Below are 23228 nucleotides of genomic sequence, written 5' to 3'. Positions count from 1 at the left end.
GGGTCAAGTCTCGGCCCGAACTCGACAGGTGGGCGCGGTCGTCATCCGCGCGCCTACCCGTCAGCCCTCTGGACGAGGAAGAACTCGTTGCCGAAGGGGTCGGTGAACCAGGTCGCCCGGTCGCCCCACGGCATCGTCTCGGGCGGCTGCTTGACGTTCACGCCCTTGGCCGTCAGCGCCTCGTAGTCGGCGTCGACGTCGTCGGTGAGGAGGGAGATGCCGCACAGCTGCGTCGCGGCCCCGGGCGGCTCCTGGCCGTAGACCTCCGGCTGCCCCAGCACCAGCGCGGTCTCCGCCCCGCGCGGCGCCACGGTCAGCCACCGCATCGGACCCATGGTGTTGTCCTCGCGCTTCTCCCAGCCGAGCACGCCGACGTAGAAGCGCAGCGCTTCCTCCTGGTCGCCGACGAGGACGGTGGTCGAGTGCATCCTGCTGATCATGCGCCCAACCTACGCCGCGCACCCGTTTCCCCTCCTGCTCCACCAGCGCGTTTGCCCAGCCTTTAACCTCCGGCCATCGTCCGCCGCCCATGACGTCCTCGGCAGGGTGATACTCCGGTCGAGGTAGACGTCCTGGACGGTGTGCAGGAGGACGGCCCCCTCCGCGCCGGGGCGTTGGCTGGCCTCGCAGGCGGTGATCAGCGCGGTCACACCTGGGCGCTCGTTGGTGTCGGCGGTCCGGGTGACCTGAGCGAGGTCACCCTTGCCCGACGACACGGCCACCGGGGATTTCTCGCCGTCGGAAGTGATTCCCACGCCAGACCCGGGGCCGGGGTGCCTCATGTGCGCCGACCCCCCGTCGTCCTGTGGCGGACACCGTCGGCCACGTGGCCCCGCGTCAGTGCTGTGCGTGCGAGCCGCGCCGCCCAAGGCTCCGGAGTGTTCCCTTGTGTCTCTCGGCGGCGCGGGGTCGGGGTGCGATGGGCTTCTCCGACTCCCCTGGCTCCGGTCCGGCCTGCGCCGTCGCTTCGGTCCGCACGGTCGTCCAGGCCAGCGGCCAGAACGCCACGAACGCGGCGACAACGAGCACGTAAGAGGCGGCGAAGATCGGAGTCACCGCGGCCAGACCCGCCACGACCAGGGCGACCGCCACCACCGCCGTCGTCGTCCGACCCATGAACCCGGCTCGGACGACGCCCGCCGCGAACGCCAGCGCACCGAGCAGGAAGGCGACGGCGGCGACCACCGCCAGTGTCAGGTACCACGGCTGCACAGCCCGCACCAGTGCCAGGGTTCCCGCGCCCGTCGGGATCGCCGCCGCGACGGCCACCTGCATTCCGGCCAGCGCGGCGATGCCGACGTTGGCCACGACGACCAGCGGGAACGCCAGTGAACTCCACCGCTGCTCGCCCGCGTCCCGCAGAAGGCCGCGCAGCCCCTGGAAGGCCAGGACGAACAGGGCCAAGAGCCCGACCGCCAGCATGTGTACCGCGGCCCACCGCGCCGGATCGGCTTCCAGAGCTCCCGTCACGGCCTCCGGGGTCACGGTCACCCCCGCCAGGACGGGGTGGTACAGGAGCAGTGCCAGCAAGAGCACAGGGGCGGCGGCCATGGCGGCCGCGCAGAACCAGCCGCGCGTGTGCGTGGACATCACGCCCACCTCCAGTCCGAGAACCGGCCCGGGCGCCCGCGCGGCCCGGGCACAGACGGATTACCTCCACCGTACGACGACGGGTTCGTCCCGGCACAGGTGCGCGACTCGTGCCGCTGGAAACCGTCCCGGGCACACGGCGAGGTGGGCGACTCCATGGGCGGTTTCGTGCCCCCCGCCTGGCAGCCCGGCATCCCGACCCGGTGCGCACCGTGGCCGCGCTCGGAGAGCACGGCGGAGCGCCGCGGGTGGACACACTGATGCACATCGTGTTCGGTGACGCCACGCTCGCCGCGGGCGGACCGGTGGTCGAGCGCCGGCGGGAGAGGACAGTCGCGCTGGGGCCGTCGATCGGGGACTGCGCCCACCAGGTCATCCACCGCACCCGTGTCCACGAGGAGCTCGCCGACCGCCCGGTGCCCGTGCCGGCCGTCGCCGGGGCGGAGAACCACGCCTACCCGCAACCGGTCTCGGGCCGCGACATCGCCGCCGCGTCCGGGGGACGGGAGGAGACCGTGGCGGGGGCGGGGCACTCCGTGGCGCCGGAGCCTCCCGAGGAGGTCGCCGGGTCTCGCCCCGGCAAGGAAGGGGTGCCTCGAAGAGGCGCCGTGACGACATGGGATGATCCTCTGCCGTCCCCGGCGGGCGGGGACGGCGGAGGGAGCGTGTCATGGGGGAAGCGGGGCCAACGGGGCGGCGCTGGCTGTGGTTCCTCCTGGTGAGCGTGGTGTTCGCGCACACCGCCCTCAACCTGGCCCGGCCGCTGATCTCCTACCGGACCATCGCCGTGGGCGGGGACGCCGTCGCGGTCGGGCTGGTCACCGCGGCCTACGCGCTCCTCCCGCTCCTCATGGCCGTCCCGCTGGGCCGGGCGACCGACCGCGCGCGGCGGACGGCCTGGATCGTGGGTCTGGGCGCGGTGGTCCTGGCGGCGGGAAGCCTGTTCCTGGCCGCCGCGACCGGGCTGGTCACCCTCGCCCTCGCCAGCACCGTGGTCGGTGCGGGCCACCTGCTGTGCATGATCGCCGGGCAGGGGCTGGTCGCCCGGTTCTCACCCCCGGAACACATGGACCGCGACTTCGGCTGGTACACCGCCGCCGCCTCCCTGGGCCAGCTCGCCGGTCCGCTGATCTCCGGAGCAGTCCTCGCCGACGCCTCCGGGCCGGGCCTCCTCCCGGCCACCTCGACCGCGCTGTGGGTCGCCTGCGCCATGGCGGTGCTGGGAGCCGTGGGGATCCTCCCCCTGCTGTCGCTGCGTTCCCCGGCGCACGCCGACCAGGATCGCGCCCCGGCCGTCGGGACGCGCCAGATCCTGCGGGGACGCCGGATGACCGCGGCGCTCCTGGCCAGCCTGTCCCTGCTCTCCGCGGTGGACATCCTCACGGCCTACCTGCCGCTGATCGCCGAGAGCCGGGGCATCTCGCCCATGTACGTGGGCGTGCTGCTGAGCCTGCGCGCCGGGGCCTCCCTGGTCTCGCGCCTGTGCCTGCCCTGGCTGCTGGGGCGCTGGTCGCGCGGGAACCTGATCGTGGCGAGCACGGCGGTGGCCGGGGTGTCGATGGCGCTGGTGGCCGTGCCCGGGGGCGGTCCGGTGCTGCTCGGGGCGGTGCTGACGGCCGGCGGTTTCCTGCTCGGCCTGGGCCAGCCCCTGACCATGGCGGAGGTCGCCACGACCGCCCCGCCGGGGGCGCGCGGATCGGCGCTGGCCCTGCGTATCTGGGGGAACCGGCTCGGTCAGGTCGCCATCCCCGCGGCCGCCGCGGGGGTGGCCGGGTCGGTCGGCGCTCCGGGAGCGCTGCTGGTCTCGGCCACCGTCCTGTTCGCCGCCGCCGTCGTCGCCAGGTAACCGCACGCGTCAGTCGTCCCCGAGGATGAGGTCGGTCATGCGCAGCAGGCGACCGAAGGAGACGGCCGCCTCTCCCCGGAGGGCGGCCACGGCAGCCCGGAGTTCGTGGCGGCACCGGTCCATCCCGGCCACGGCCGCCGCGTCGAGGAGGCCGTCGGCCAGGTAGGACGAGACGAAACCGGCCACCGCGGCGTCGAGGTACGGGAGTTCGGTGTCCGTCACGCGCCCGACCGACCCGAGGTCCGGGAAGGGGGCCGAGAGGTGCTCGGCCCACAGCAGTTCCAGCTCGGTCAGGACTCCGCCCCGGCCACGCCGATCGGACACGACGCGCCCGTTCCGCCGATCCCGCAGTAGCCGCCGGGGTTCTTGGCGTCGGACAGGTACTGCTGATGGTAGTCCTCGGCGAAGTAGAACGCCCGCAGCGGCGCGATCTGCGTGGTGATCGGCCCGTACCCGGCCCGGGTGAGGACCGGCTGGAAGGCGTCCCGGGTGGCCTCGGCCGCGGCGCGCTGGGCGTCGTCGTGGTACAGGATCGCCGACCGGTACTGCGTGCCCACGTCGTTGCCCTGGCGCATGCCCTGGGTGGGGTCGTGGCCCTCCCAGAACACCTTGAGGACCTCGGCGTAGGTGATCCGCTCGGGGTCGAAGACCACGCGCACCATCTCGGTGTGGCCGGTCAGCCCCGAGCACACCTCCTCATAGGTGGGGTTGGGCGTGTACCCGCCCGCGTAACCCACGGCGGTGGTGAACACCCCCCGCTCCGCGCCCAGGCGCCAGAACGTCCGTTCGGCGCCCCAGAAGCAGCCCATCGCCACGTCGGCGACCTCGTACCCCTCCGGGTAGGGCGGCGTGAGCGGCGTGCCCAGGACGGTGTGCCGCGCGGGCACCGGCATCGGGGTGTCCCGGCCGGGCAGGGCGCGCGCCGGATCGACCATGGTCGTCTTCGAACCGAACATGCGTCCAGGGTAGTCGCGGCGGGGCGGCACCGCACGGGTCCGTCCACAGTCGGAGAATCCCCCGGGACACGGAGATGGGTTCGTCCTACGATGGGGGTCGTGCCCGAATCCAACCGCGGCGTCGCCATCGGTGCGAGCGCCTTCCTCCTGTGGGGCTTCGCGGCCCTCTACTGGCCCTTCCTCTCCGCCTCCGAACCCAGCGAGGTCCTCGCCCACCGCATGGTGTGGTCCCTCCTCGCGATGTGCGTCTTCCTCCTCCTCGCCCGACGCGGCTGGGGCTGGTTGCTCCCCCTCCTGCGCAGCCCGCGCCGACTCCTCCCGGTCGCGGCCGGGGCCGTCCTCATCGGGATCAACTGGTGGGGGTTCATCTACTCGGTGTCCATCCAGGAGACCCTCCAGGCCTCGCTCGCCTACTTCATCAACCCGTTGATGGCGGTCTGCCTCGGTGTGCTCGTCTTCTCCGAACGCCTGCGCACCACCCAGTGGGTCGCGGTCGGCCTGGGCGCCCTGGCCGTCGTGGTCATGACCGTCGCCTACGGCGCCGCCCCGTGGTTGTCCCTGCTCATGGCGTCGTCCTTCGCGGCCTACGGCGCGGTCAAGAAGTACGTCGACCTCGACGGCATGCAGAGTCTCACCGTCGAGACCCTCATCATGTTCCCGCCCGCCCTCGGCTACGTCGTCTACCTGGAGCTGACCGGGGACGGCACGATGTTCTCCGTCTCCCCCGGCCATACGGCGCTGCTGGTCGGCGGCGGCTTCGTCACCGCCCTCCCCCTGCTGCTGTTCGGCGTGGCCGCCCGGCGGGTGCCGCTGAACGTCATCGGCATGCTCCAGTACATCGCGCCCTCGATGATCTTCCTCATCGGCTGGCTCATCCAGAACGAGGAGATGCCGCCGAGCCGGTGGCTCGGTTTCGGCTTCGTGTGGCTGGCGGTGCTGGTGTTCGTCTACGACCAGATCCGCACGGCCCGGTCCGCCCGCCGGAAGGGCCGCGCACGGGACCCTGAACCCACCATGCCGGCCGACTGATCCCGTTTCCCTGGTTCCGGCAAACCGAAACTACCCTCGGTGACTCTGTGCTAACGTCAGGTCGCGGGCGGGGCCTCCCCGTCCCGATCACAGCACCCGTCGCGGAGGGCCCTCCATGCCTGCCACCAGCCGAAGCGGACGCGCGGCGCGCGCCGTCTCGGTCGCGTGCGCGCTGGCGCCCTCGCTTCTGTGGTTGCCACTGCTCGCCGGCGCCTTCCTCGCCACGCTGTGGCTGCTCGGCGCGTCCCCGGCCCACGCCGACGGGCTCGCCCTCGACGACGCCCGGCCCTTGTCCGACACCGTGCGGCTGAGCGAGGTCGTCCAGGTCACCGACCCGGTCACCGCCACCCTCGGCACCGTCCACCAGGGTTTGGAGGACCGCGCCGAGCGGACCGCCGAGGCCGCGGAGGGCCTGTCCGAGCCGGCCCGCGCCGTCGGCGGGGTGGGTGTCGGGGCCCGCCACGTCGTCGAGGAGATCCGCCCCGACCGGTGGGACGCGCCCGCGGCCGACCTCCTGCCCGAGCTCACCACCGCCCCGGAGGAGAGCCCCGCACGCGCCCCGCGTGAGGAGTCCGCCCCCGCCGAGGAGGGCGCGAAGCCCCCCGTCCCGGACGCCGAGGGCACCGAGACGGCGCCCGTACCCGTTCCCGGTCCCGCCCAGCGGCATCCCGTCACCGAGGTGGCCGCCGACCACGCCCCGCACCTCACCGCGGAGGCCCCCGTCACGCACCCGCGCGACACCGAGCGCCTCGGCGGCCACCTGGCCGCGGGGTCCGCGCCGACCTCGGGCGGCTCCTTCCCCGTCCCCGGCGTCGCCGGGTACCTCACCTCCACGCCCCTGGCGGCCCCGGCCTCCGTGCCCGCCCGCCCCGCCGACGCCCGGCTCCACGCCGTGCCCGTCGACCCCGCCGACGACCCCACGGTCTCCCCCGACTAGGGACGGTCCCCGGGCACGCCCGCCGTGCCCCGGACCGATCCCAGCCCGGGCCCACGCGCCCACCCACGTTCTGGGAGCTGACCTGAGTCCCGTGCGCTCGCTCACGTGATTCACGTCAGCCGGTGGTCCACAGCTCCTCCGGCTCCGGCCCACGCGCCCCCGTCGCGCGACCGGCCGCCCCGTATCCACGAACCAGAGCTTTGGAAGGTTAACCATGACGCAGGTCAAGCGGACCTCAGCACGAACCCTCGTCCTCGCCGCCGGGACGGCCGGTTTCGTCGCCTTGGGCGCGGGCATCGCCGGGGCCGACGCGCTGGAGTCCCCCACCCACGAGATCGCCCCCATCGTCGAGCGGGCCCTCGTCGAGGGCGTCGCCCCGACGATGCGCGGCCTGGCCCCCGAAGGCGCCGTGCCGATCGCCGACTCCGCGCTGCAGGAGCTCCAGCGGACCGCGAAGGACCCGAACAAGCCCGCCCCCGACCTGTCCGCTCCGCTGCCCGAGTCCGGCCGCCTGGTCACCCCCGTGGCCGACGTCGCCAGCCCGCTCCCGGCCGTGGGCGAGGCCGTCGCCGAGACTCAGGACGCCACCGGCCTCGACGGCGACCCGCACCACACGATCGGCCACTCGGCCGGTGACACCGTGACCGAGTCCGCCACGGGCGCCGGGGACTCCCTGGAGGACCTCGGCGGACTGGTCGAGGACACGGCGAGCGACGCGGGCGGTCGGGTCGAGGGGTCCGCGGGCCAGGTGCTGCCGCACACCGTCCAGGCCGCGCACGGCCTCAAGGACGAACTGGACGTCCCCGCGCCCTCCGAGCTGACCCGCCTGGCCCACCCCTCCGAGCTGTCCGGCCTGACCGAGGGAGCCCAGCTGCCGCTCGCCGAGGGCTCCGGGCTGCCCGAGGCCACGAACCTGACCGACCTGACCGGCGACAACTCGCTGGCCCTCAGCGATGTGGCGGACCTGCCGCTGGCCGGGGACACCGGCACCGTCCACCAGAGTTCGGCCGCCCCCGCCGTCCCGAACATCTGGGACATGGCCTACGTCTTCGGACTGGAGACCCCGAAGCAGGCCCAGGACCTCGTGGAGTCCAACCCGGTCACCGACGACAACTACGTCAACCTCGGTGAGGGTGAGGTCCTCGGTCTGGTGGGCCAGCGCAACATGGAGGAGCCCCTGACCATGACCGTCGCCCAGAGCGCCCCCGCCGGGAGTGGGCTGGACGACCTGACCGGGTCTCTGCCCGAGGTGACCGAGGGCGGGCTGCCCCGCGTGGCCGAGGGCGTCGACACCCGGACCGCCGAGGACCTGGTCGACGCGCTGAGCCAGGGTCCCTCCGTGCTGGAGGACCTCGACACCAGCGACCTGGTCTCGATCGAGGGCGGCGGCCCCGCCCAGGCCCCCGCCCAGGACGACGGCCTCACCCACCACCCGACCTTCACCGAACTGCCCGGCCACGAGGCCCTTCCGGTCGTGGCCTGACCTTCCCCGGAGACGACGACGGCCCCGCCGCCCGGTCCGGGCGGCGGGGCCGTCGCGCGTTCCGTGTCCGGCCCGGGCGACGGGCGGACCGAAGCGAGGCGGAGGACGAGAGAGGCGCTGCTCAGCCGGAGCGACGCACCACGTAGTCGCACAGGGACTCGAAGGCGTCGCGGGCCGGCCCCTCGGGCAGCGTGGCCAGCTCGGACCGCGCCAGATCGGCCCAGCGGCGCAGCGTCGCCTCGGCCTCGCCCATCGCCGGGTGCCGGCGCAGCAGGGTGAGGGCCTCCTCGGCCTCCTCGTCGCCCAGCGGGCGGCCCAGCAGCGACCGCAGCCGCTCGTCCTCCGGTGCGGTCGAGCGCAGCGCGTAGAACATCGGCAGGGTGAGCACACCCTCCCTCAGGTCCGTTCCGGGGGTCTTTCCGGAGTCGGCGGTCTCACTGGCGACGTCGAGCAGGTCGTCGGAGATCTGGAAGGCCATCCCGATCGCGTCGCTGGCGCGGGTGAGCGTACCCACGGTCTCCGGGTCGACCTTGCCGAACATGCCGCCGAACTCGGCCGAGGACGCGATGAGCGACGCGGTCTTGTCACTGATCACCTGGAGGTAGTGGTCCAGCGGATCGGTGCCCTCCGGCGGACCGGACGTCTCCAGGATCTGCCCCTGGACGAGGCGTCCGAACGTGACCGCCTGCAACCGGACCGCCTCGGCGCCCAGGTCGGCGAGCAGCTCCGAGGCCTTGGCGAACACGTAGTCGCCGGTGAGGATGGCGATGTTGTTGCCCCAGCGCTGGTTGGCGCTGGGCTCGCCGCGCCGCAGTTCGGCCTCGTCCATGACGTCGTCGTGGTACAGCGTCGCCATGTGGGTCAGCTCCACCACGGCGGCGGCCGGGATGAGGTCGGGCACCGACGGGTCCCCGAAGCGGGCGGCGAGCAGTACGAGCGTGGCGCGGAACCGCTTGCCCCCCGCGGTGATCAGGTGGGAGGCGGCCTCCGTCAGCATGGGGTTGCTGGACTCCACCGTGGACCTGAGCAGGTCCTCGACCTCGTCGAGGCCGGCCTGGATCTCCCGGGCGAGTGTGGGGTCGACTCTCGGCAGAGCGAGAAACCCGCTCGGGACAGCACCGCTCACCGTAAAGCTCCACCTGTCGAGAGGGCGCGCGGGCGGTCCTCCGAGGAGGACCCCACCGCGCGCTCAGCACATGAACATGATCCGACTTGCCACGGTATCCGACCCGGATTGAAGAGCCAAAGCCACACCCGGGTAGCCGATCACTCGGTGCCGATATCCGCTGTGACCTGGTACACCGTCACCGAGGCGGGCTGCGAACCCGGTTCCGTGGCCGGCAGGAGATTCTCCAGCAGCGGCCCCGGGAGGACGCCCAGCAGCAACGTGGCGGCCACCCCCAGGGCGATCACCCCGCCCGTGAGCACCCCGGCCGGAGCGACGGTCGGCCCCTCGCCCTCCGGGTCCCGGAAGAACATCACGACGATGATGCGGACGTAGAAGAACGCGGTGACGGCGCTGCTGAGGACACCCACGACCACGAGCGGCGCCGCGCCCGCGGCCAGGGCGGCCTCGAACACGGCGAACTTGCCGATGAACCCGCTCGTGAGCGGGATCCCCGCGAAGGCGAGCAGGAACAGGCCCAACGACCCGGCCAGTGCCGGGGAGCGCCGCCCCAGCCCCGCCCAGCGGTCGAGGTCGCCGAGTTCCTGTCCGCCGTCGCGGGTGCGCACCAGCGTCACCACCGCGAAGGCGCCCAACGTGGTGAACCCGTAGGCGGCCAGGTAGAACATGGCGCCCGCGAGCCCCTCGACGCTGTTGGCGACGACCGCGGTGAGCACGAACCCGGCGTGGACCACCGACGAGTAGGCGAGCAGCCGCTTGACGTCGCGCTGTGTCACCGCGATGACCGCCGCGGCGACCATCGTGAGAATGGCCACCGTCCACAGCATGGGTTCCCACACGTCCGCCGAACCGCCGAACGGGACGAAGAACACCCGCAGCAGCGCGCCGAACGCGGCGACCAGCGTGCACGAGGCCATGAGCGCGGTGATCGGCGTCGGGGCGCCCTGGTAGACGTCCGGCTTCCAGTTGTGGAAGGGCACCGCGCCGACCTTGAACAGCAGGCCGACCGCGACCAGACCGATCCCCATGAGCAGCAGCGGCTCGCCGTCGCCGCCCTCGAAGATCGCCGCGCCCCCGCTCTCGACGGCGGCGCGCACGTCGGCGAAGTTCACCGAGCCCGCGTACCCGTAGACCATCGCGATGCCGAACAGGAAGAACGCCGACGCGAACGCGCCCAGCAGGAAGTACTTGACCGCGGCCTCCTGCGAGAAGAGGCGGCGACGGCGGGCCAGCCCGCACATCAGGTACAGCGGCAGGCTCATCACCTCCAGGGCGATGAACATGGTGAGGAAGTCGTTGGACGCCGGGAACATGAGCATCCCCAGCACCGCGAACAGCACCAGCGGGTAGACCTCGGTGTGCTGGGAGCCCGCCATGATGTGGGCGCGCTCCTCCTCGCTGCCGGGCACCGTGGCCGCCTGCGCCGCGAAGGCGTCGCGGCCGTGCCTGCGCTCGGCGATCAGCATGAGGCTGACCAGTGCCAGGACCGTGATCGTGCCCTGGAAGAACAGGACCGTCCGGTCCACGGCCAGCACCCCGGCCGCCAGCAGCGCGCCCTCCTCCGGGACGGTGCCCATCTGGACGAGCAGCAGGACGAACGTGGCGAGCAGGGCGGCGACGGCGAGCCCGAGCTGGAGCCCCCGGCGCCGCCCGTTCGGCACGAACGCCTCGAACAGCACGGCGAGCACGCCCGCCGCGAACACGGTCAGCAGCGGCGCGAACAGCCACCAGTCCAGTTCCGGTGCCGCCTCGGTGAGTCCGGGGAGCGTCGGCTCCACCGCCTCGGCGGGGATGAGGGGGATCACTCCTCGTCTCCTTCCTGTGCGCCGCCGTCGGCGACCGCGCCGACCTCGGAGGCGTCCTCGTCGACGGTGCGTTCGACGGCGGGGTTGATCACGTCCAGCAGCGGCTGCGGGTAGACGCCGAACGCGATGATGAGGGCGACCAGCGGGCTGATCGCCCAGGCCTCACGGCCGGACAGGTCGCGCAGCCCGGACAGCTTCTCCGGGACCGGGCCGGTCATGGTGCGCTGGTACATCCACAGGATGTAGAGCGCGGCCAGGACGACGCCGGCCGTGGCCAGGACCGCCGGGACCGCGTTGAACTCGTACACCCCGACGAACACCAGGAACTCGCTGACGAACGGGGCGAGCCCGGGCAGCGCGAGCCCGGCCAGGCCCACGACCAGGAAGGTCCCGGCCAGCTTCGGGGCGATCTTCTGCACGCCGCCGTAGTCGGCGATGAGCGCCGAGCCGCGGCGGGCGATGAGGAAGCCCACGATGAGGAACAGCGCGCCCGTCGCGAATCCGTGGTTGACCATGTACAGGGTCGCGCCCGCCTGCCCCTCCTGGGTCAGGGCGAAGATGCCCAGGGTGATGAAGCCGAAGTGGGACACGGACGTGTAGGCGACCAGTCGCATCATGTCGGTCTGGCCGATGGCGAGGACCGCGCCGTAGACGATGCTCACCAGGCTCAGTCCGACCACCGGCCACACGAACCACGAGGTCGCCCCGGGGAACAGCTCCAGGCAGTACCGGAGCATCCCGTAGGTGCCGACCTTGTCCAGCACGCCGACCAGCAGGACCGCCGTGCCGGGCCGCGAGGCCCCGGCCGCCGACGGCAGCCAGGTGTGCACGGGCCACATCGGCGCCTTGATCGCGAAGGCGATGAAGAAGCCGAGGAAGAGCCACCGCGCGACCTCGGGCGAGACCGCGCGCAGCGGACTGCCGTCCGCGACCAGGTCGGTCCACAGGAAGGTGTCGCCGTACACGTACACGCCGATCACCGCGACCAGCATGATCAGGCCGCCCGCGAGGCTGTACAGCAGGAACTTCACGGCCGCGCGCGACCGCTCGCCGCCGCGTCCGTACCGCCCGATCATGAAGTAGACCGGGATGAGCATCGCCTCGAAGAAGACGTAGAACAGGAAGACGTCGGTGGCGGCGAAGACGCCGACCATCATCGCCTCCAGTACCAGGACGAGGGCGAGGTAGGCGCGCCCGCCGTCCTCCCGGTCGTCGTGTTCGTTCCAGGCGGCCAGGACGACCAGCGGCACGAGCACCGCCGACATCAGGATGAGCGCGAGCGCGACGCCGTCGACGCCGACCGCGTAGTGGACCCCGAAGTAGGGGATCCACGGGTACACCTCCTCGAACTGGAGGCGCCCCGCCGCGGAGACGTCGAAACGCAACGCCATCGCCGCGACCACGAGCAGCGTGCCCAGGGAGAAGCCCAGGGCGATCCGTTTGGCGGCCTCGGCCGAGCCGCGCGGGGTCGCCCACAGGACGACCGCGCCGACCGCGGGGAGCGCGATCGCGATGGTGAGCCAGGGGATCATGTGTCTACAACCTCACAACCAGCGTCGCGGCGACGATCACGGCGCCGAAGAGCATGGTGAGCGCGTACGTGCGGGCGAACCCGGTCTGGGACCGGCCCAGCTCCCTGGAGGAGTCGCGCACGCCCATGCCGAGCCCGTCCACCGCCGCGTCGATGACCTTGTCCTCGACCACGACCATGGCCTTGGTGAGGACCTGTCCGGGCCTCATGAACAGCCCCTCGTTGATCTCGTTGCCGTACAGCTCCTTGCTGGCCGCGACGGTGACGAAGTTCCCGGCGGGAGCGGTCCGCGCGACCGGTGTGCGCAGGTACACCGCCCAGGCCGCCGCCACGCCGAGCACCAGGACGCCCAGGGCCGCCAGACCGTAGGGCGAGGTGAAGGCGTGCGCCACGTCGAAGTGGTGCGGCTCGGCGGCCACGGCCGGGGCGAGGAAGCCCGCGAACCGGTCGCCGAACATCAGGAACGCGCCCAGCGCGGTGGAACCGATCGCCAGCACGACCATCGGCGCGGTCATCACGCCCGGGGACTCGTGCGGGTGCACACCCTCGTCCCACCTCTTCTCTCCGAGGAAGGTCATGAAGACCATCCGCGACATGTAGAAGGCGGTGAGGCCGGCGCCGACGATGACCGCCGTGCCGAGCACCATGCCCTCCGTCCCGCCCAGGTCGAAGGCGGCGGAGATGATGCTCTCCTTGGTCCACCAGCCGGACAGGAACGGGACGCCGATGATGGCGAGGTAGCCCAGGCCGAACGTGGCGAAGGTGACCGGCATGAGCCTGGCGAGGCCGCCGTACCGGCGCATGTCCACGCCGTCGTTCATGGCGTGCATGACCGACCCGGCGCCCAGGAACAGCCCGGCCTTGAAGAAGCCGTGCGTGACCAGGTGGGCGATGGCGGCCACGTAGCCGACCGGGCCGAGCCCCGCGGCCAGGACCATCATCCCGATCTGGCTCATCGTCGACCCGGCCAGGGACTTCTTGATGTCGTCCTTGGCCGAGGCGATGATCCCGCCCGCGATCATCGTCGCGGCGCCGACCACCGCGACGGCGGTCTGGGCGACGGGCGCGCCCTCGAAGATCGGACCGGCGCGCACCACCAGGTACACACCGGCGGTGACCATGGTCGCCGCGTGGATGAGCGCCGACACCGGGGTCGGGCCCTCCATCGCGTCGAGCAGCCACGCCTGGAGCGGAAGCTGCGCGGACTTGCCGCACGCGCCCAGCAGCAGCAGGAGGCCGATCGCGAGCAGCAGACCGTCGCTCACCCCGGGCACCTGGGCGAACACGTCGCTGAAGCCGACCGCGCCCAGGGTGGTGTACATGATCATGATCGCCACGAGCAGGCCGATGTCGCCGACCCGGTTGATCAGGAACGCCTTCTTGGCCGCGGTGGCCGCGCTCGGCTTGTACTGCCAGAACCCGATGAGCAGGTAGGACGCCAGGCCCACGCCCTCCCAGCCGAGGAAGAGCAGCACGAAGTTGTCCGCGAGCACCAGCACGAGCATGGCGGACACGAACAGGTTGAGGTAGGCGAAGAACCGCCGCCGGTCGGGATCCTCGGCCATGTAGCCGACCGAGTAGATGTGGATCAGCGAGCCGACGAACGTGATCAGTAGGACGAATGTGATCGACAGGGGGTCGACCAGCAGGTTGACCCGCGCGGAGACGCCACCCGTGGCGAACCACTCGTACACCGGGACCGAGACGGCCCGGGCGTCGGCGGCCCGGCCGAGCAGGTCGAACAGGATGAGGACCGCCCAGGCGAAGGACGCCACCGGCAGGGCCACGGCCAGCCAGTGCCCCCAGGCGTTGGTGCGCCGCCCGCCCAGCAGGAGGATCGCCGCACCCGCCAGGGGCAGGGCGATCAGCAGCCAGGCGTACGACAGCACCGAGCTGTCGGCGGCGGCCGCCACCGCGGGTTCGGCGGCGAGGTATGCGTGAGATGTCACTGCCACGTCGCCTTCTAGTGCTTGAGCAGGTTGGCGTCATCGAGCGACGCCGACCTGCGGGTTCGGAAGATCTGCATGATGATCGCCAGTCCGACGACCACCTCGGCGGCGGCGACGACCATCACGAAGAAGGCGATGACCTGCCCTTCGATGTCCCCGTGCATCCGGGCGAACGCGACGAACGCCAGGTTGCAGGCGTTGAGCATGAGCTCCACGCACATGAAGACGATGATCGCGTTGCGCCTGACGAGCACTCCGACGGCGCCGATGGTGAAGATCAGCGCCGCCAGGACGATGTAGTTCATCGGGTCCACGAGGACTCGACCTCCTGCCCGTTGCCGTTGTGGTCGCCGTCCGCCTCGTCCTCGGGACCGGCCGAGCCGCCGGAGGCGGGCGCGGAACCGTTGGCGCGGTTCTCCGTCGGCTCACCCTCCTTGGAGTGGGCCGAGTCCGACGCCCCTCCCGGGAGCGGCGGACGCCCCGCCCGGACGTCGCTCGGCACGCCCGACTGGAGCTCCGGGTCGCGCGCGGCGAGGACGGGGTTGAGGGAGAGCTGGGAGACCGTGCCGTCCGGCAGCAGCGCGGGCATGTCGATCGCGTTGTGCCGGGCGTAGGTCCCGGGGCCGGGCAGCGGCGTGGGGTGGTCGCCGCGGATCCGGTCCTCGGAGATCTCCCGCTGGGTGCGGCGCTTCTTCGTCCGGGCGGTGTGCGCCAGGACCAGTGCGCCCAGAACCGCGGTGATGAGCAGCGCCCCGGTGGCCTCGAAGGCGACCACGTAGCGCAGCAGCAGCTCATTGGCGATCCACGGGATGCTGCCCCCGGCGACGGCCGCTCCCCCGGCGATGCCGACCGGGTCGCCCACGACGATGCGGGTGATCCCGGTGGCCAGGGCACCGACGAAGCACAGCGCGACGACGGCGGTCAGGACCCGCTGTCCGCCGAGCGTCTCGGTGAGCGAGTCGGCCGAGCTGACGCCGATGAGCATGAGCACGAACAGGAACAGCATCAGGACCGCGCCGGTGTAGACGACGATCTGGACGACCATGAGGAACGGCGCCTCGTTGATGCCGTAGAAGACGGCCAGGCCGACCATGGCCAGGGCCATCGACATGGCCGAGTGGACGGCCTTGCGGGAGAAGACCACGCCCAGGGCGCCCAGGACGACCAGGGTGCCCAGGACCCAGAAGGCGCCGGCCTCCCCGCCGCCGATGGGGGCCGCGAGCGCGGGAGCCGACGAGGCGGCGACGGTGGCGGGGGTCAACGTACCGCCTCCGTCGTCTCCTGCGACCCGTGCTGGCCGCGACCGGTCGCGTAGTAGTCCTCCTCGGTCTCGCCGAGCCGCATCGGGTGCGGCGGGGCCTCCATGCCCTCCTTCAGCGGGGCGAGCAGCTGTTCCTTCGTCCAGATCAGGCTCTGCCTGCTGTCGTCGGCCAGCTCGTACTCGTTGGTCATGGTCAGCGCGCGGGTCGGGCAGGCCTCCACGCACAGCCCGCACAGGATGCAGCGCAGGTAGTTGATCTGGTAGACGCGCCCGTACCGCTCACCGGGCGAGTACCGCTCGTCCTCGCTGTTGTCACCGGCCTCCACGTAGATGGCGTCGGCCGGGCAGGCCCAGGCGCACAGTTCGCACCCGATGCACTTCTCCAGGCCGTCGGCCCACCTGTTCAGCTGGTGCCGACCGTGGAAGCGTGGCGCCGTGGGGCGCTTGACCTCCGGGTACTCGACCGTCGGCACCTTGGTGAACATGGTGTGGAAGGTGACGCCGAAACCCTTGACCGGGTTGAGCCACTCAAGCACCGCTGACCTCCTCACGCTTGTCGTTGCGTCCGGCGGCGGCCGTGGCCGTCCGCGGGGGTTCGGCGAGCACGCTGGTGCCGTAGTGCGCGGCGGTGCTCGGGGGAACCGGGAACCCGCCGAAGGACGGGTCCTCGTGGGAACGGCGCGCGTTCTCCGCCCGCTCCCGGGCCGCGATCGCGCGCTCCCGGCGCGCGTAGCGCACCCAGGCCCAGAAGGCGGCGAGCGTGGCCGCGGTGAACGCCGCCACGACGACGCCGACGACCACCGGGGAGGCGCCCTCGAGGACGAGCATCCGCACGACGGCGACCGCGGTGATCCACACGAGCTGGACCGGGATGAGCACCTTCCAGCCGAACTTCATCAGCTGGTCGTAGCGGACCCGGGGCAGGCTGCCGCGCGCCCAGATGAACAGGAACATCACGCACACGAACTTGAGCAGCCACCACAGGGCGGGCCACCAGCCCTCGTTGGCGCCGGGCAGGACGGCCTCGACCCCGGGCGGGGCGAGCCAGCCGCCGAGGAAGAGCGTCACGGACACCGCCGCGACCGTGCACATGTTCACGTACTCGGCGAGGAAGAACATCGTGAACTTCATGGACCCGTACTCGGTCATGAAGCCGCCGACGATCTCGCCCTCGCCCTCGGCGAGGTCGAACGGGAGGCGGTTGGTCTCGCCGACCATCGTCACCAGGTAGACCAGGAACGACGGCAGGAGCAGCACCGCGAACCACAGGCCGCGTTGGGACTCGACGATCCCGGACGTGGTGAGCGTCCCGGACATGATGAAGACCGCCACGAAGGACATGCCCATGGCGATCTCATAGCTGATCACCTGCGCCGACGCCCGCAGACCACCGAGCAGGGCGTAGGGGGACTGCGAGGCCCAGCCGCCGAGCACGAACCCGTACACGCCCAGGGCCGCGGTGGCCAGGACCACCAGGGCGGCGATCGGCAGGTCGGTGAGCTGGAGCGGCGTGAGGACGCCGAACAGGTTCACCTCGGGACCGATCGGGATGACGGAGAAGGCGATGAAGGCGGGCACGGCCGCGATCATCGGCGCGGCGATGTAGACGAACCGGTCCACCCCGCGCGGGATCAGGTCCTCCTTGAGGGAGAGCTTGATCCCGTCGAACAGGGACTGGAGCAGCCCGAAGGGCCCCATCCGGTTGGGGCCGTGGCGCTGCTGCATCCGACCCATGACCTTGCGGTCGGCCATGATCATCATCAGCACGCACAGCATGAGGAAGACGAAGATCGCCAGGGCCTTGATCGTGGTGATCCACCAGGGGTCCTGGCCGAACGCGTCCAGACTGGCCTCCGAGGCCAGCTGGACCGCGCGCGGGTCGAGGGCGGCGGAGGTCACTGGTTCCTCCCGGAGTCGTTGGCGGTGGCCAGGATGACCGTCTCGCCCGCGCCACCCGCGAGATCACGCGGGACGTCGCAGCCGTGGGCGTTGGCGGGCAGCCAGACGACCCGGTCGGCGATGTCGGTGACGATCGCGGGAACGGTCACGGAGCCGCGGGTTCCCGTGACGCGGAGCGCTCCGCCGTCGGGGACGCCGACCTCGTCGGCCGTGGCCTTGGACAGGTAGGCGCGGGGCGCCCGGGCGGTCCCGGCGAGGAACGGCTCGCCGTCCTCCATCCGGCCGGTGCCGAGAAGCTGGCGCCAGGTCGACAGGACCGCCTGCCCCGCCCCTGGTTCGGGAGGCGGTACGGGGCGGACCGACGGGCCGTCGGAGCGCTCGCCGCTCCACAGGCCGAGTTCGAGCAGCTCGCGGTAGGCGGTCGCGGCGTCGGGCAGGCCGAGGTGGACGTCCATGCCGTCGGCGATCGCCGCGAGCACCCGCAGGTCGGAGAGGGCTCCGGGCACCTTGAGCGCGTCGCCGAAGGGCCGGTGGCGGCCCTCCCAGTTGACGAAGGTGCCGGACTTCTCCGCGACGGCGGCCACGGGAAGCACCACGTCGGCGCGGTCGGTGACGTCGCTGGCCCGAAGCTCGAGACTGACGACGAACGGCACCCGGGCCAGTGCGGCGCGGGCGGCGTCGGGGTCGGGCAGGTCGTCGAGCTCCACCCCGGCGATGAGCAGGGCGTCGAGCTCTCCGGCCGCGGCCGCCTCGATGATCCGGGCGGTGTCGCGGCCCGGGGTCTCCGGCAGGGAGCCCACGTTCCAGGCCCGGGCCACCTCGGCTCGGGCGGCCGGGTCGGTGACCGGGCGTCCCCCGGGCAGCAGGCCCGGCAGGGCTCCGGCGTCGACCGCGCCGCGCTCGCCCGCACGGCGGGGCACCCACACCAGACGGGCCCCGGTCCGCCCGGCCAGGTCGGCGGCGGCGGTCAGGGCGCCGGGGACGGCGGCGAGCCGCTCACCGGCGACGATCACCGCGCCCTCCTGGCGCAGGGCGGTCGCGGCGTCGGAGTCCTCGGTCTCCAGGGCGTTGAGCACGCGCCCCTCGTCGCCGGGGACCGCGCGGACGAGCCGCCCGCCGGTCTTGGTCAGGCCGAGACTGGCGTGCGGGGCGACGGAGAAGACCGCGACCTTGTTCTTCCGGGCGCCCTTGCGCAGCCGGAGGAACATGCTCGGGGACTCGTCCTCGGGCTCGATCCCGGCCAGGAGCACGGCGGGGGCCTTCTCCAGGGCGGTGAAGTCGACCCCGATCGGGGCGCCCGCGACGTGGGCGGCCAGGAAGTCGGCCTCCTCGTCGGAGTGGGCGCGGGCCCGGGCGTCGACGTCGTTGGTGCCCAGGGCGACCCGGGCGAACTTGGCGTAGGCGTAGGCGTCCTCGTAGGTGAGCCGCCCGCCGGTCAGGACGCCGACCCGGCCGCGCGCGGCGGCCAGGCCCCGGGCGGCGATGTCGACCGCTTCGGGCCAGGAGGCGAACTCCAGTGCGCGGGACTCCTCGTCGCGGACGAGGGGGCGGGTGAGGCGGTCGGCCCGGGTGGCGTAGGTGAACGCCCACCGGCCCTTGTCGCAGTTCCACTCCTCGTTGACCTGCGGGTCGTCCCCGGCCAGGCGTCGGGTGACCTTGCCGCGCCGGTGGTCGGTGCGCTGGGCGCAGCCGCCCGCGCAGTGCTCGCACACGCTGGGCGTGGACACCAGGTCGAAGGGGCGGGACCGGAACCGGTAGGCGGCGCCGGTGAGCGCGCCGACCGGGCAGATCTGCACGGTGTTGCCGGAGAAGTAGGAGTCGAACGCCTCTCCCTCGGCGATGCCGACCTGCTCCTGCGCGCCGCGCTCCATGAGCTCGATGAGCGGGTCCCCGGCGATCTGGGCGGCGAAGCGGGTGCAGCGGGCGCACTGGATGCAGCGCTCCCGGTCGAGCAGCACCTGGCTGGACAGCGCGATCGGCTTGGGGAAGGTGCGCTTGACGTCGACGAAGCGCGTCTCCCCGCGCCCGTTGGACATGGCCTGGTTCTGGAGGGGGCACTCGCCGCCCTTGTCGCAGACCGGGCAGTCCAGCGGGTGGTTGATCAGGAGGAACTCCATGATCCCGCGCTGGGCCTTCTCCGCCACCTCGGAGGTCAGCTGGGTGTTGACCACCATGCCGTCCATGACGGTGATGGTGCAGGAGGCCTGCGGCTTGGGCATCCCCCGACCGTTGCCCATGTCGGGGATCTCCACCAGGCACTGGCGGCAGGCGCCGACCGGGTCGAGCAGCGGGTGGTCGCAGAACCGGGGGATCTGGATCCCGAGCAGCTCCGCGGCGCGGATGACCAGCGTGCCCTTGGGCACCTGGATCCGGAACCCGTCGATGGTGACGGTGATCAGGTCCTCCGGGGGCGGTGCGGGCGCCGCCCCGCCGGAGGAGTTGGACGTGACGGTCACTGGTTCCCTCCCCGTTCCGTGGTGGTCGAGGTCGGCCGGTCCCCCCAGAGGGTGGCCCTGGAGTGGTCGAAGGGGCAGCCGCCCTTCTCCACGTGGTCGATGTACTCCTGGCGGAAGTACTTGATGGAGGAGGTGACCGGGCTGGTGGCGCCGTCGCCGAGGGCGCAGAAGGACCGGCCGAGCAGGTTGTCGCAGATGTCGAGGAGCTTGTCGAGGTCCTCCTCGGTACCCTGGCCGTTCTCCAGCCGGTCCAGCACCTGGACCATCCAGAAGTTGCCCTCCCGGCAGGGCGTGCACTTGCCGCAGGACTCGTGGGCGTAGAAGGCGATCCACCGGCCGACCGCGCGGACGACGCACGTGGTCTCGTCGAAGATCTGGAGGGCGCGGGTGCCGAGCATGGACCCGGCGGCGCCCACCGACTCGAAGTCGAGCGGTGTGTCGAGGTGCTCGTCGGTGAAGATCGGCGTGGACGAGCCGCCGGGCGTCCAGAACTTGAGCCGGTGCCCGGGACGGACGCCGCCCGCCATGTCGAGGAGTTCGCGCAGGGTGATCCCGAGCGGCGCCTCGTACTGTCCGGGGTTGCTCACGTGCCCGGACAGGGAGAAGAAGCCGAACCCGGCGGACTTCTCCGTGCCCATGGAGGTGAACCACTCGGCGCCGTTGGCGACGATGCTCGGAACGCTGGCGATGGACTCGACGTTGTTCACCACGGTCGGCGAGGCGTAGAGCCCGGCGACGGCGGGGAAGGGCGGCTTGAGCCGGGGCTGGCCCCGGTAGCCCTCCAGGGAGTCGAGCAGCGCCGTCTCCTCACCGCAGATGTAGGCGCCCGCGCCCGCGTGGACGACCACGTCGAGGTCGAAGCCGGTGCCCAGGATGTTCGTGCCGAGCAGTCCGGCGTCGTAGGCCTCGGCGACGGCCCGGCGCAGGCGTCGGATGACGTGGACGACCTCGCCGCGCACGTAGATGAAGGCCTGGCTGGATTTGATCGCGTAGGAGGCGATCGCGACGCCCTCGACCAACGCGTGCGGGTTGGCGAGCATCAGCGGGATGTCCTTGCAGGTGCCCGGCTCGGACTCGTCGGCGTTGACGACCAGGTAGCGCGGGTTGGGGTTGTCCGGCGGGAGGAAGCCCCACTTCATACCGGTGGGGAACCCGGCGCCGCCGCGCCCGCGCAGCCCGGACTGCTTGACCGCGTCGACGATGGCGTCGGGCTCCATGGCCAGCGCCTTGCGCAGGGCCGCGTAACCGCCGGTGGCCCGGTAACCGTCGAGGGTGAAGGAGTCCGGTCGGTCCCAGTGCTCGGACAGGATCGGGGTCAGGGTGGTCACTTGGCTTCCTCCTCACCCTGGTTCGGGGCGGGGAGGTTCGCCGGGTCGGGAGCCGTCCATCCCCGCTGCCGGGCGAGTTTCAGCCCGGCCAGGGACGGGGCCGCCGCCTGGACGCCCTCGCCTCCGCGGCCGTCGTCGAACCCGGCCAGCACGCGTGAGGCCTGCTTCCAGGTGCACAGGCTCGACGGGCCGCGTGTGGGCGCGACGTCCTTGCCCAGCCGCAGGTCGTCGACCAGCTGTGTGGCGCTCTCGGGCGTCTGGTTGTCGAAGAACTCCCAGTTGACCATCACGACCGGCGCGAAGTCGCAGGCCGCGTTGCACTCGACGTGCTCCAGCGTGACCCGGCCGTCCTCGGTGGTCTCGGCGTTGCCCACGCCCAGGTGCTCCTTGAGGGTCGCGAAGATCTCGTCCCCGCCCATCACCGCGCACAGGGTGTTGGTGCACACACCCACCTGGTAGTCGCCGCCGGGCCGGCGGCGGTACATCGTGTAGAAGGTGGCCACCGCGTTGACCTCGGCCAGCGTGATGCCGAGCTGGTCGGCGCAGAAGCGCATCCCGGCCCGGCTGACGTGGCCCTCCTCGGCCTGCACCAGGTGCAGCAGCGGCAGGAGCGCGGACCGCTCCTTCGGGTAGCGGCTGATCAGCTCCTTGGCGTCCTGTTCCAGTCGCGCGACGACCTCGTCGGGGAACCGGTCGGGAGCGGTGCCCCCGGCGTCGGGTGTGCTGTGCTCGGTCACCGGTCCACGCCTCCCATCACCGGGTCGATACTGGCCACGGCCGCGATGACGTCCGCCACCGTGCCGCCCTCGCACATGGCGGCGACGGCCTGGAGGTGCGTGAACGAGGGGTCGCGAAAGTGCACGCGGTAGGGGCGGGTGCCCCCGTCGCTGACCGCGTGGCACCCGAGTTCGCCCTTGGCGCTCTCGACGGCCGCGTACGCCTGGCCCGCGGGCACCCGGAAGCCCTCGGTGACCAGCTTGAAGTGGTGGATGAGCGCCTCCATGGAGCCGCTCATGATGTGCGCGATGTGGTCGGGCGAGTTGCCCATCCCGTCCGGGCCGAGCGCCAGCTTGGCGGGCCAGCCGATCTTGGCGTCCTCGATCATCACCGGACCGGGCTGGAGCTTGTCCAGGCACTGCTCGATGATCTTGAGGCTCTCGGTCATCTCGGCCATGCGGACGCGGTAGCGCGCGTAGACGTCGCCGCCGTCGGAGACGGGGACGTCGAACTCGTAGTTCTCGTAACCGCAGTAGGGCTTGGCCTTGCGCAGGTCCCAGGCCAGTCCGGAGGCGCGCAGCAGCGGTCCGGTGACGCCCAGCGCCATGCAGCCGGGGAGGTTGAGGTAGGCCACGTCCCTCGTGCGGGCGAGGTAGACGGGATTCTCGTCGAGGAGCTTGCGCATGGTCTGGATGCGCTTGGGCATCTCCTTGAGGAGCTCGCGGATCTTGCCGACCGCGCCGGGCGGCAGGTCCTGGGCCACACCGCCGGGGCGCACGTAGGCGTGGTTCATCCGCAGACCCGTGATGAGCTCCAGGATGTCCAGGACCATCTCGCGCTCGCGGAAGCCGTTGGTCATGACCGTGGTCGCGCCGAGCTCCATGCCGAACGTGGCCATCGCGACGAAGTGCGACGCGATCCGGTTGAGCTCCATGACCAGGACGCGGATGACCTCGGCCCGCTCGGGGATCCGGTCGGTGACGTCGAGCAGCCGTTCGACGGCCAGGCAGTACGCCGTCTCGTTGAACAGCGGCGTCAGGTAGTCCATGCGGGTCACGAACGTGGTCCCCTGGGTCCACGTCCGGTATTCCATGTTCTTCTCGATACCGGTGTGCAGGTAGCCGATACCGACGCGTGCCTCGGTGCAGGTCTCACCGTCGAGGGTGAGGATCAGGCGGAGGACGCCGTGTGTGGAGGGATGCTGGGGCCCCATGTTGACGACGAGGCGTTCGGCGCTCGTGGCCTGCGCCCTCTCGATGACCTCGTCCCAGTCCCCGCCGGAGGCGTCGATGTAGTCCTCGGTGACGGTCACGCC

At 71.9% G+C, this 23228-nt stretch carries 22 protein-coding genes; 5 read left to right on the top strand and 17 right to left on the bottom strand.

Features of this window, described 5'->3' with window-relative positions; translation table 11 throughout:
* Positions 1 to 53: 53 nt before the first annotated feature.
* The 3 genes from KIK06_RS26470 to KIK06_RS26460 all read right to left on the bottom strand — a co-directional run bounded on the left by KIK06_RS26470 (position 54) and on the right by KIK06_RS26460 (position 1590).
* The gene (locus KIK06_RS26470) at positions 54 to 440 is read right to left on the bottom strand and encodes a VOC family protein (RefSeq protein WP_017601042.1); all 387 of its coding nucleotides are present in this window, start codon (positions 438 to 440) and stop codon (positions 54 to 56) included.
* Positions 441 to 449: 9 nt separating this feature from the next.
* Positions 450 to 755, bottom strand: coding sequence for a hypothetical protein (locus KIK06_RS26465; RefSeq protein ID WP_268645549.1), 306 nt, complete (start codon positions 753 to 755; stop codon positions 450 to 452).
* Between the two features lie 82 nt (positions 756 to 837).
* Complete coding sequence (locus KIK06_RS26460) at positions 838 to 1590, bottom strand: hypothetical protein (RefSeq protein ID WP_268645548.1); 753 nt, start codon at positions 1588 to 1590, stop codon at positions 838 to 840.
* 203 nt (positions 1591 to 1793) lie between these two features.
* On the opposite strand from KIK06_RS26460, the gene KIK06_RS26455 reads away from it, so the two are divergent.
* Together KIK06_RS26455 and KIK06_RS26450 are read left to right on the top strand one after the other, a co-directional pair.
* Positions 1794 to 2312 (top strand): hypothetical protein, encoded by a 519-nt coding sequence (locus KIK06_RS26455; RefSeq protein WP_268645547.1) that lies wholly within the window; start codon positions 1794 to 1796, stop codon positions 2310 to 2312.
* Complete coding sequence (locus KIK06_RS26450) at positions 2261 to 3436, top strand: MFS transporter (protein WP_268645546.1); 1176 nt, start codon at positions 2261 to 2263, stop codon at positions 3434 to 3436. Before KIK06_RS26455 ends, KIK06_RS26450 begins: the two co-directional genes overlap by 52 nt.
* Positions 3437 to 3445: 9 nt before the next feature.
* Here KIK06_RS26450 and KIK06_RS26445 read toward each other — a convergent pair whose 3' ends face one another.
* Positions 3446 to 3760 (bottom strand): hypothetical protein, encoded by a 315-nt coding sequence (locus KIK06_RS26445; protein ID WP_268645545.1) that lies wholly within the window; start codon positions 3758 to 3760, stop codon positions 3446 to 3448.
* Complete coding sequence (msrA, locus tag KIK06_RS26440) at positions 3727 to 4392, bottom strand: peptide-methionine (S)-S-oxide reductase MsrA (protein WP_268645544.1); 666 nt, start codon at positions 4390 to 4392, stop codon at positions 3727 to 3729. The genes KIK06_RS26445 and msrA overlap by 34 nt, the downstream gene beginning before the upstream one ends.
* Before the next feature lie 99 nt (positions 4393 to 4491).
* Between msrA and rarD the strand changes: the two genes are divergently transcribed.
* The 3 genes from rarD to KIK06_RS26425 all read left to right on the top strand — a co-directional run bounded on the left by rarD (position 4492) and on the right by KIK06_RS26425 (position 7841).
* The gene (gene rarD / locus KIK06_RS26435) at positions 4492 to 5421 is read left to right on the top strand and encodes an EamA family transporter RarD (RefSeq protein ID WP_268645543.1); all 930 of its coding nucleotides are present in this window, start codon (positions 4492 to 4494) and stop codon (positions 5419 to 5421) included.
* Positions 5422 to 5536: 115 nt separating this feature from the next.
* Positions 5537 to 6358, top strand: a complete 822-nt coding sequence (locus KIK06_RS26430; protein WP_268645542.1) for a hypothetical protein — start codon at positions 5537 to 5539, stop codon at positions 6356 to 6358.
* 214 nt (positions 6359 to 6572) lie between these two features.
* Positions 6573 to 7841 (top strand): hypothetical protein, encoded by a 1269-nt coding sequence (locus tag KIK06_RS26425; RefSeq protein ID WP_017601050.1) that lies wholly within the window; start codon positions 6573 to 6575, stop codon positions 7839 to 7841.
* Between the two features lie 121 nt (positions 7842 to 7962).
* On the opposite strand, the gene KIK06_RS26420 is transcribed toward KIK06_RS26425, so the two are convergent.
* The 12 genes from KIK06_RS26420 to KIK06_RS26365 all read right to left on the bottom strand — a co-directional run bounded on the left by KIK06_RS26420 (position 7963) and on the right by KIK06_RS26365 (position 23225).
* Positions 7963 to 8967: a polyprenyl synthetase family protein gene (locus KIK06_RS26420; RefSeq protein WP_017601051.1), complete on the bottom strand. Its 1005-nt coding sequence runs from the start codon at positions 8965 to 8967 to the stop codon at positions 7963 to 7965.
* Positions 8968 to 9107: 140 nt separating this feature from the next.
* A complete protein-coding gene (gene nuoN, locus KIK06_RS26415; protein WP_017601052.1) occupies positions 9108 to 10772 on the bottom strand; it encodes an NADH-quinone oxidoreductase subunit NuoN in 1665 nt (554 codons plus the stop codon).
* A complete protein-coding gene (locus KIK06_RS26410) occupies positions 10769 to 12304 on the bottom strand; it encodes an NADH-quinone oxidoreductase subunit M (RefSeq protein ID WP_268645541.1) in 1536 nt (511 codons plus the stop codon). The genes nuoN and KIK06_RS26410 overlap by 4 nt, the downstream gene beginning before the upstream one ends.
* Before the next feature lie 4 nt (positions 12305 to 12308).
* Complete coding sequence (nuoL, locus tag KIK06_RS26405) at positions 12309 to 14252, bottom strand: NADH-quinone oxidoreductase subunit L (protein ID WP_268645540.1); 1944 nt, start codon at positions 14250 to 14252, stop codon at positions 12309 to 12311.
* 14 nt (positions 14253 to 14266) lie between these two features.
* Positions 14267 to 14566, bottom strand: coding sequence for an NADH-quinone oxidoreductase subunit NuoK (gene nuoK, locus KIK06_RS26400; protein ID WP_017601055.1), 300 nt, complete (start codon positions 14564 to 14566; stop codon positions 14267 to 14269).
* On the bottom strand, positions 14554 to 15513 hold the full coding sequence (locus tag KIK06_RS26395; protein WP_017601056.1) for an NADH-quinone oxidoreductase subunit J: 960 nt from the start codon (positions 15511 to 15513) through the stop codon (positions 14554 to 14556). The genes nuoK and KIK06_RS26395 overlap by 13 nt, the downstream gene beginning before the upstream one ends.
* On the bottom strand, positions 15510 to 16049 hold the full coding sequence (gene nuoI, locus KIK06_RS26390) for an NADH-quinone oxidoreductase subunit NuoI (RefSeq protein WP_268645539.1): 540 nt from the start codon (positions 16047 to 16049) through the stop codon (positions 15510 to 15512). Before nuoI ends, KIK06_RS26395 begins: the two co-directional genes overlap by 4 nt.
* Positions 16042 to 17412: an NADH-quinone oxidoreductase subunit NuoH gene (gene nuoH, locus KIK06_RS26385; protein ID WP_017601058.1), complete on the bottom strand. Its 1371-nt coding sequence runs from the start codon at positions 17410 to 17412 to the stop codon at positions 16042 to 16044. The genes nuoI and nuoH overlap by 8 nt, the downstream gene beginning before the upstream one ends.
* On the bottom strand, positions 17409 to 19868 hold the full coding sequence (locus KIK06_RS26380) for an NADH-quinone oxidoreductase subunit G (RefSeq protein WP_268645538.1): 2460 nt from the start codon (positions 19866 to 19868) through the stop codon (positions 17409 to 17411). Before KIK06_RS26380 ends, nuoH begins: the two co-directional genes overlap by 4 nt.
* Positions 19865 to 21196 (bottom strand): NADH-quinone oxidoreductase subunit NuoF, encoded by a 1332-nt coding sequence (nuoF, locus tag KIK06_RS26375; RefSeq protein WP_268645537.1) that lies wholly within the window; start codon positions 21194 to 21196, stop codon positions 19865 to 19867. The genes KIK06_RS26380 and nuoF overlap by 4 nt, the downstream gene beginning before the upstream one ends.
* The gene (gene nuoE / locus KIK06_RS26370; RefSeq protein ID WP_017601061.1) at positions 21193 to 21933 is read right to left on the bottom strand and encodes an NADH-quinone oxidoreductase subunit NuoE; all 741 of its coding nucleotides are present in this window, start codon (positions 21931 to 21933) and stop codon (positions 21193 to 21195) included. The genes nuoF and nuoE overlap by 4 nt, the downstream gene beginning before the upstream one ends.
* Positions 21930 to 23225, bottom strand: a complete 1296-nt coding sequence (locus KIK06_RS26365) for an NADH-quinone oxidoreductase subunit D (protein ID WP_017601062.1) — start codon at positions 23223 to 23225, stop codon at positions 21930 to 21932. The genes nuoE and KIK06_RS26365 overlap by 4 nt, the downstream gene beginning before the upstream one ends.
* Between the last annotated feature and the right edge of the window lie 3 nt (positions 23226 to 23228).

It is taken from the genome of Nocardiopsis sp. EMB25 (genome assembly GCF_026797795.1).
GTDB classification, from domain to species: domain Bacteria; phylum Actinomycetota; class Actinomycetes; order Streptosporangiales; family Streptosporangiaceae; genus Nocardiopsis; species Nocardiopsis lucentensis.
The sequence above is the reverse complement of the archived record's forward strand: the minus strand, read 5'-3'. Positions and strand labels throughout refer to the sequence as shown.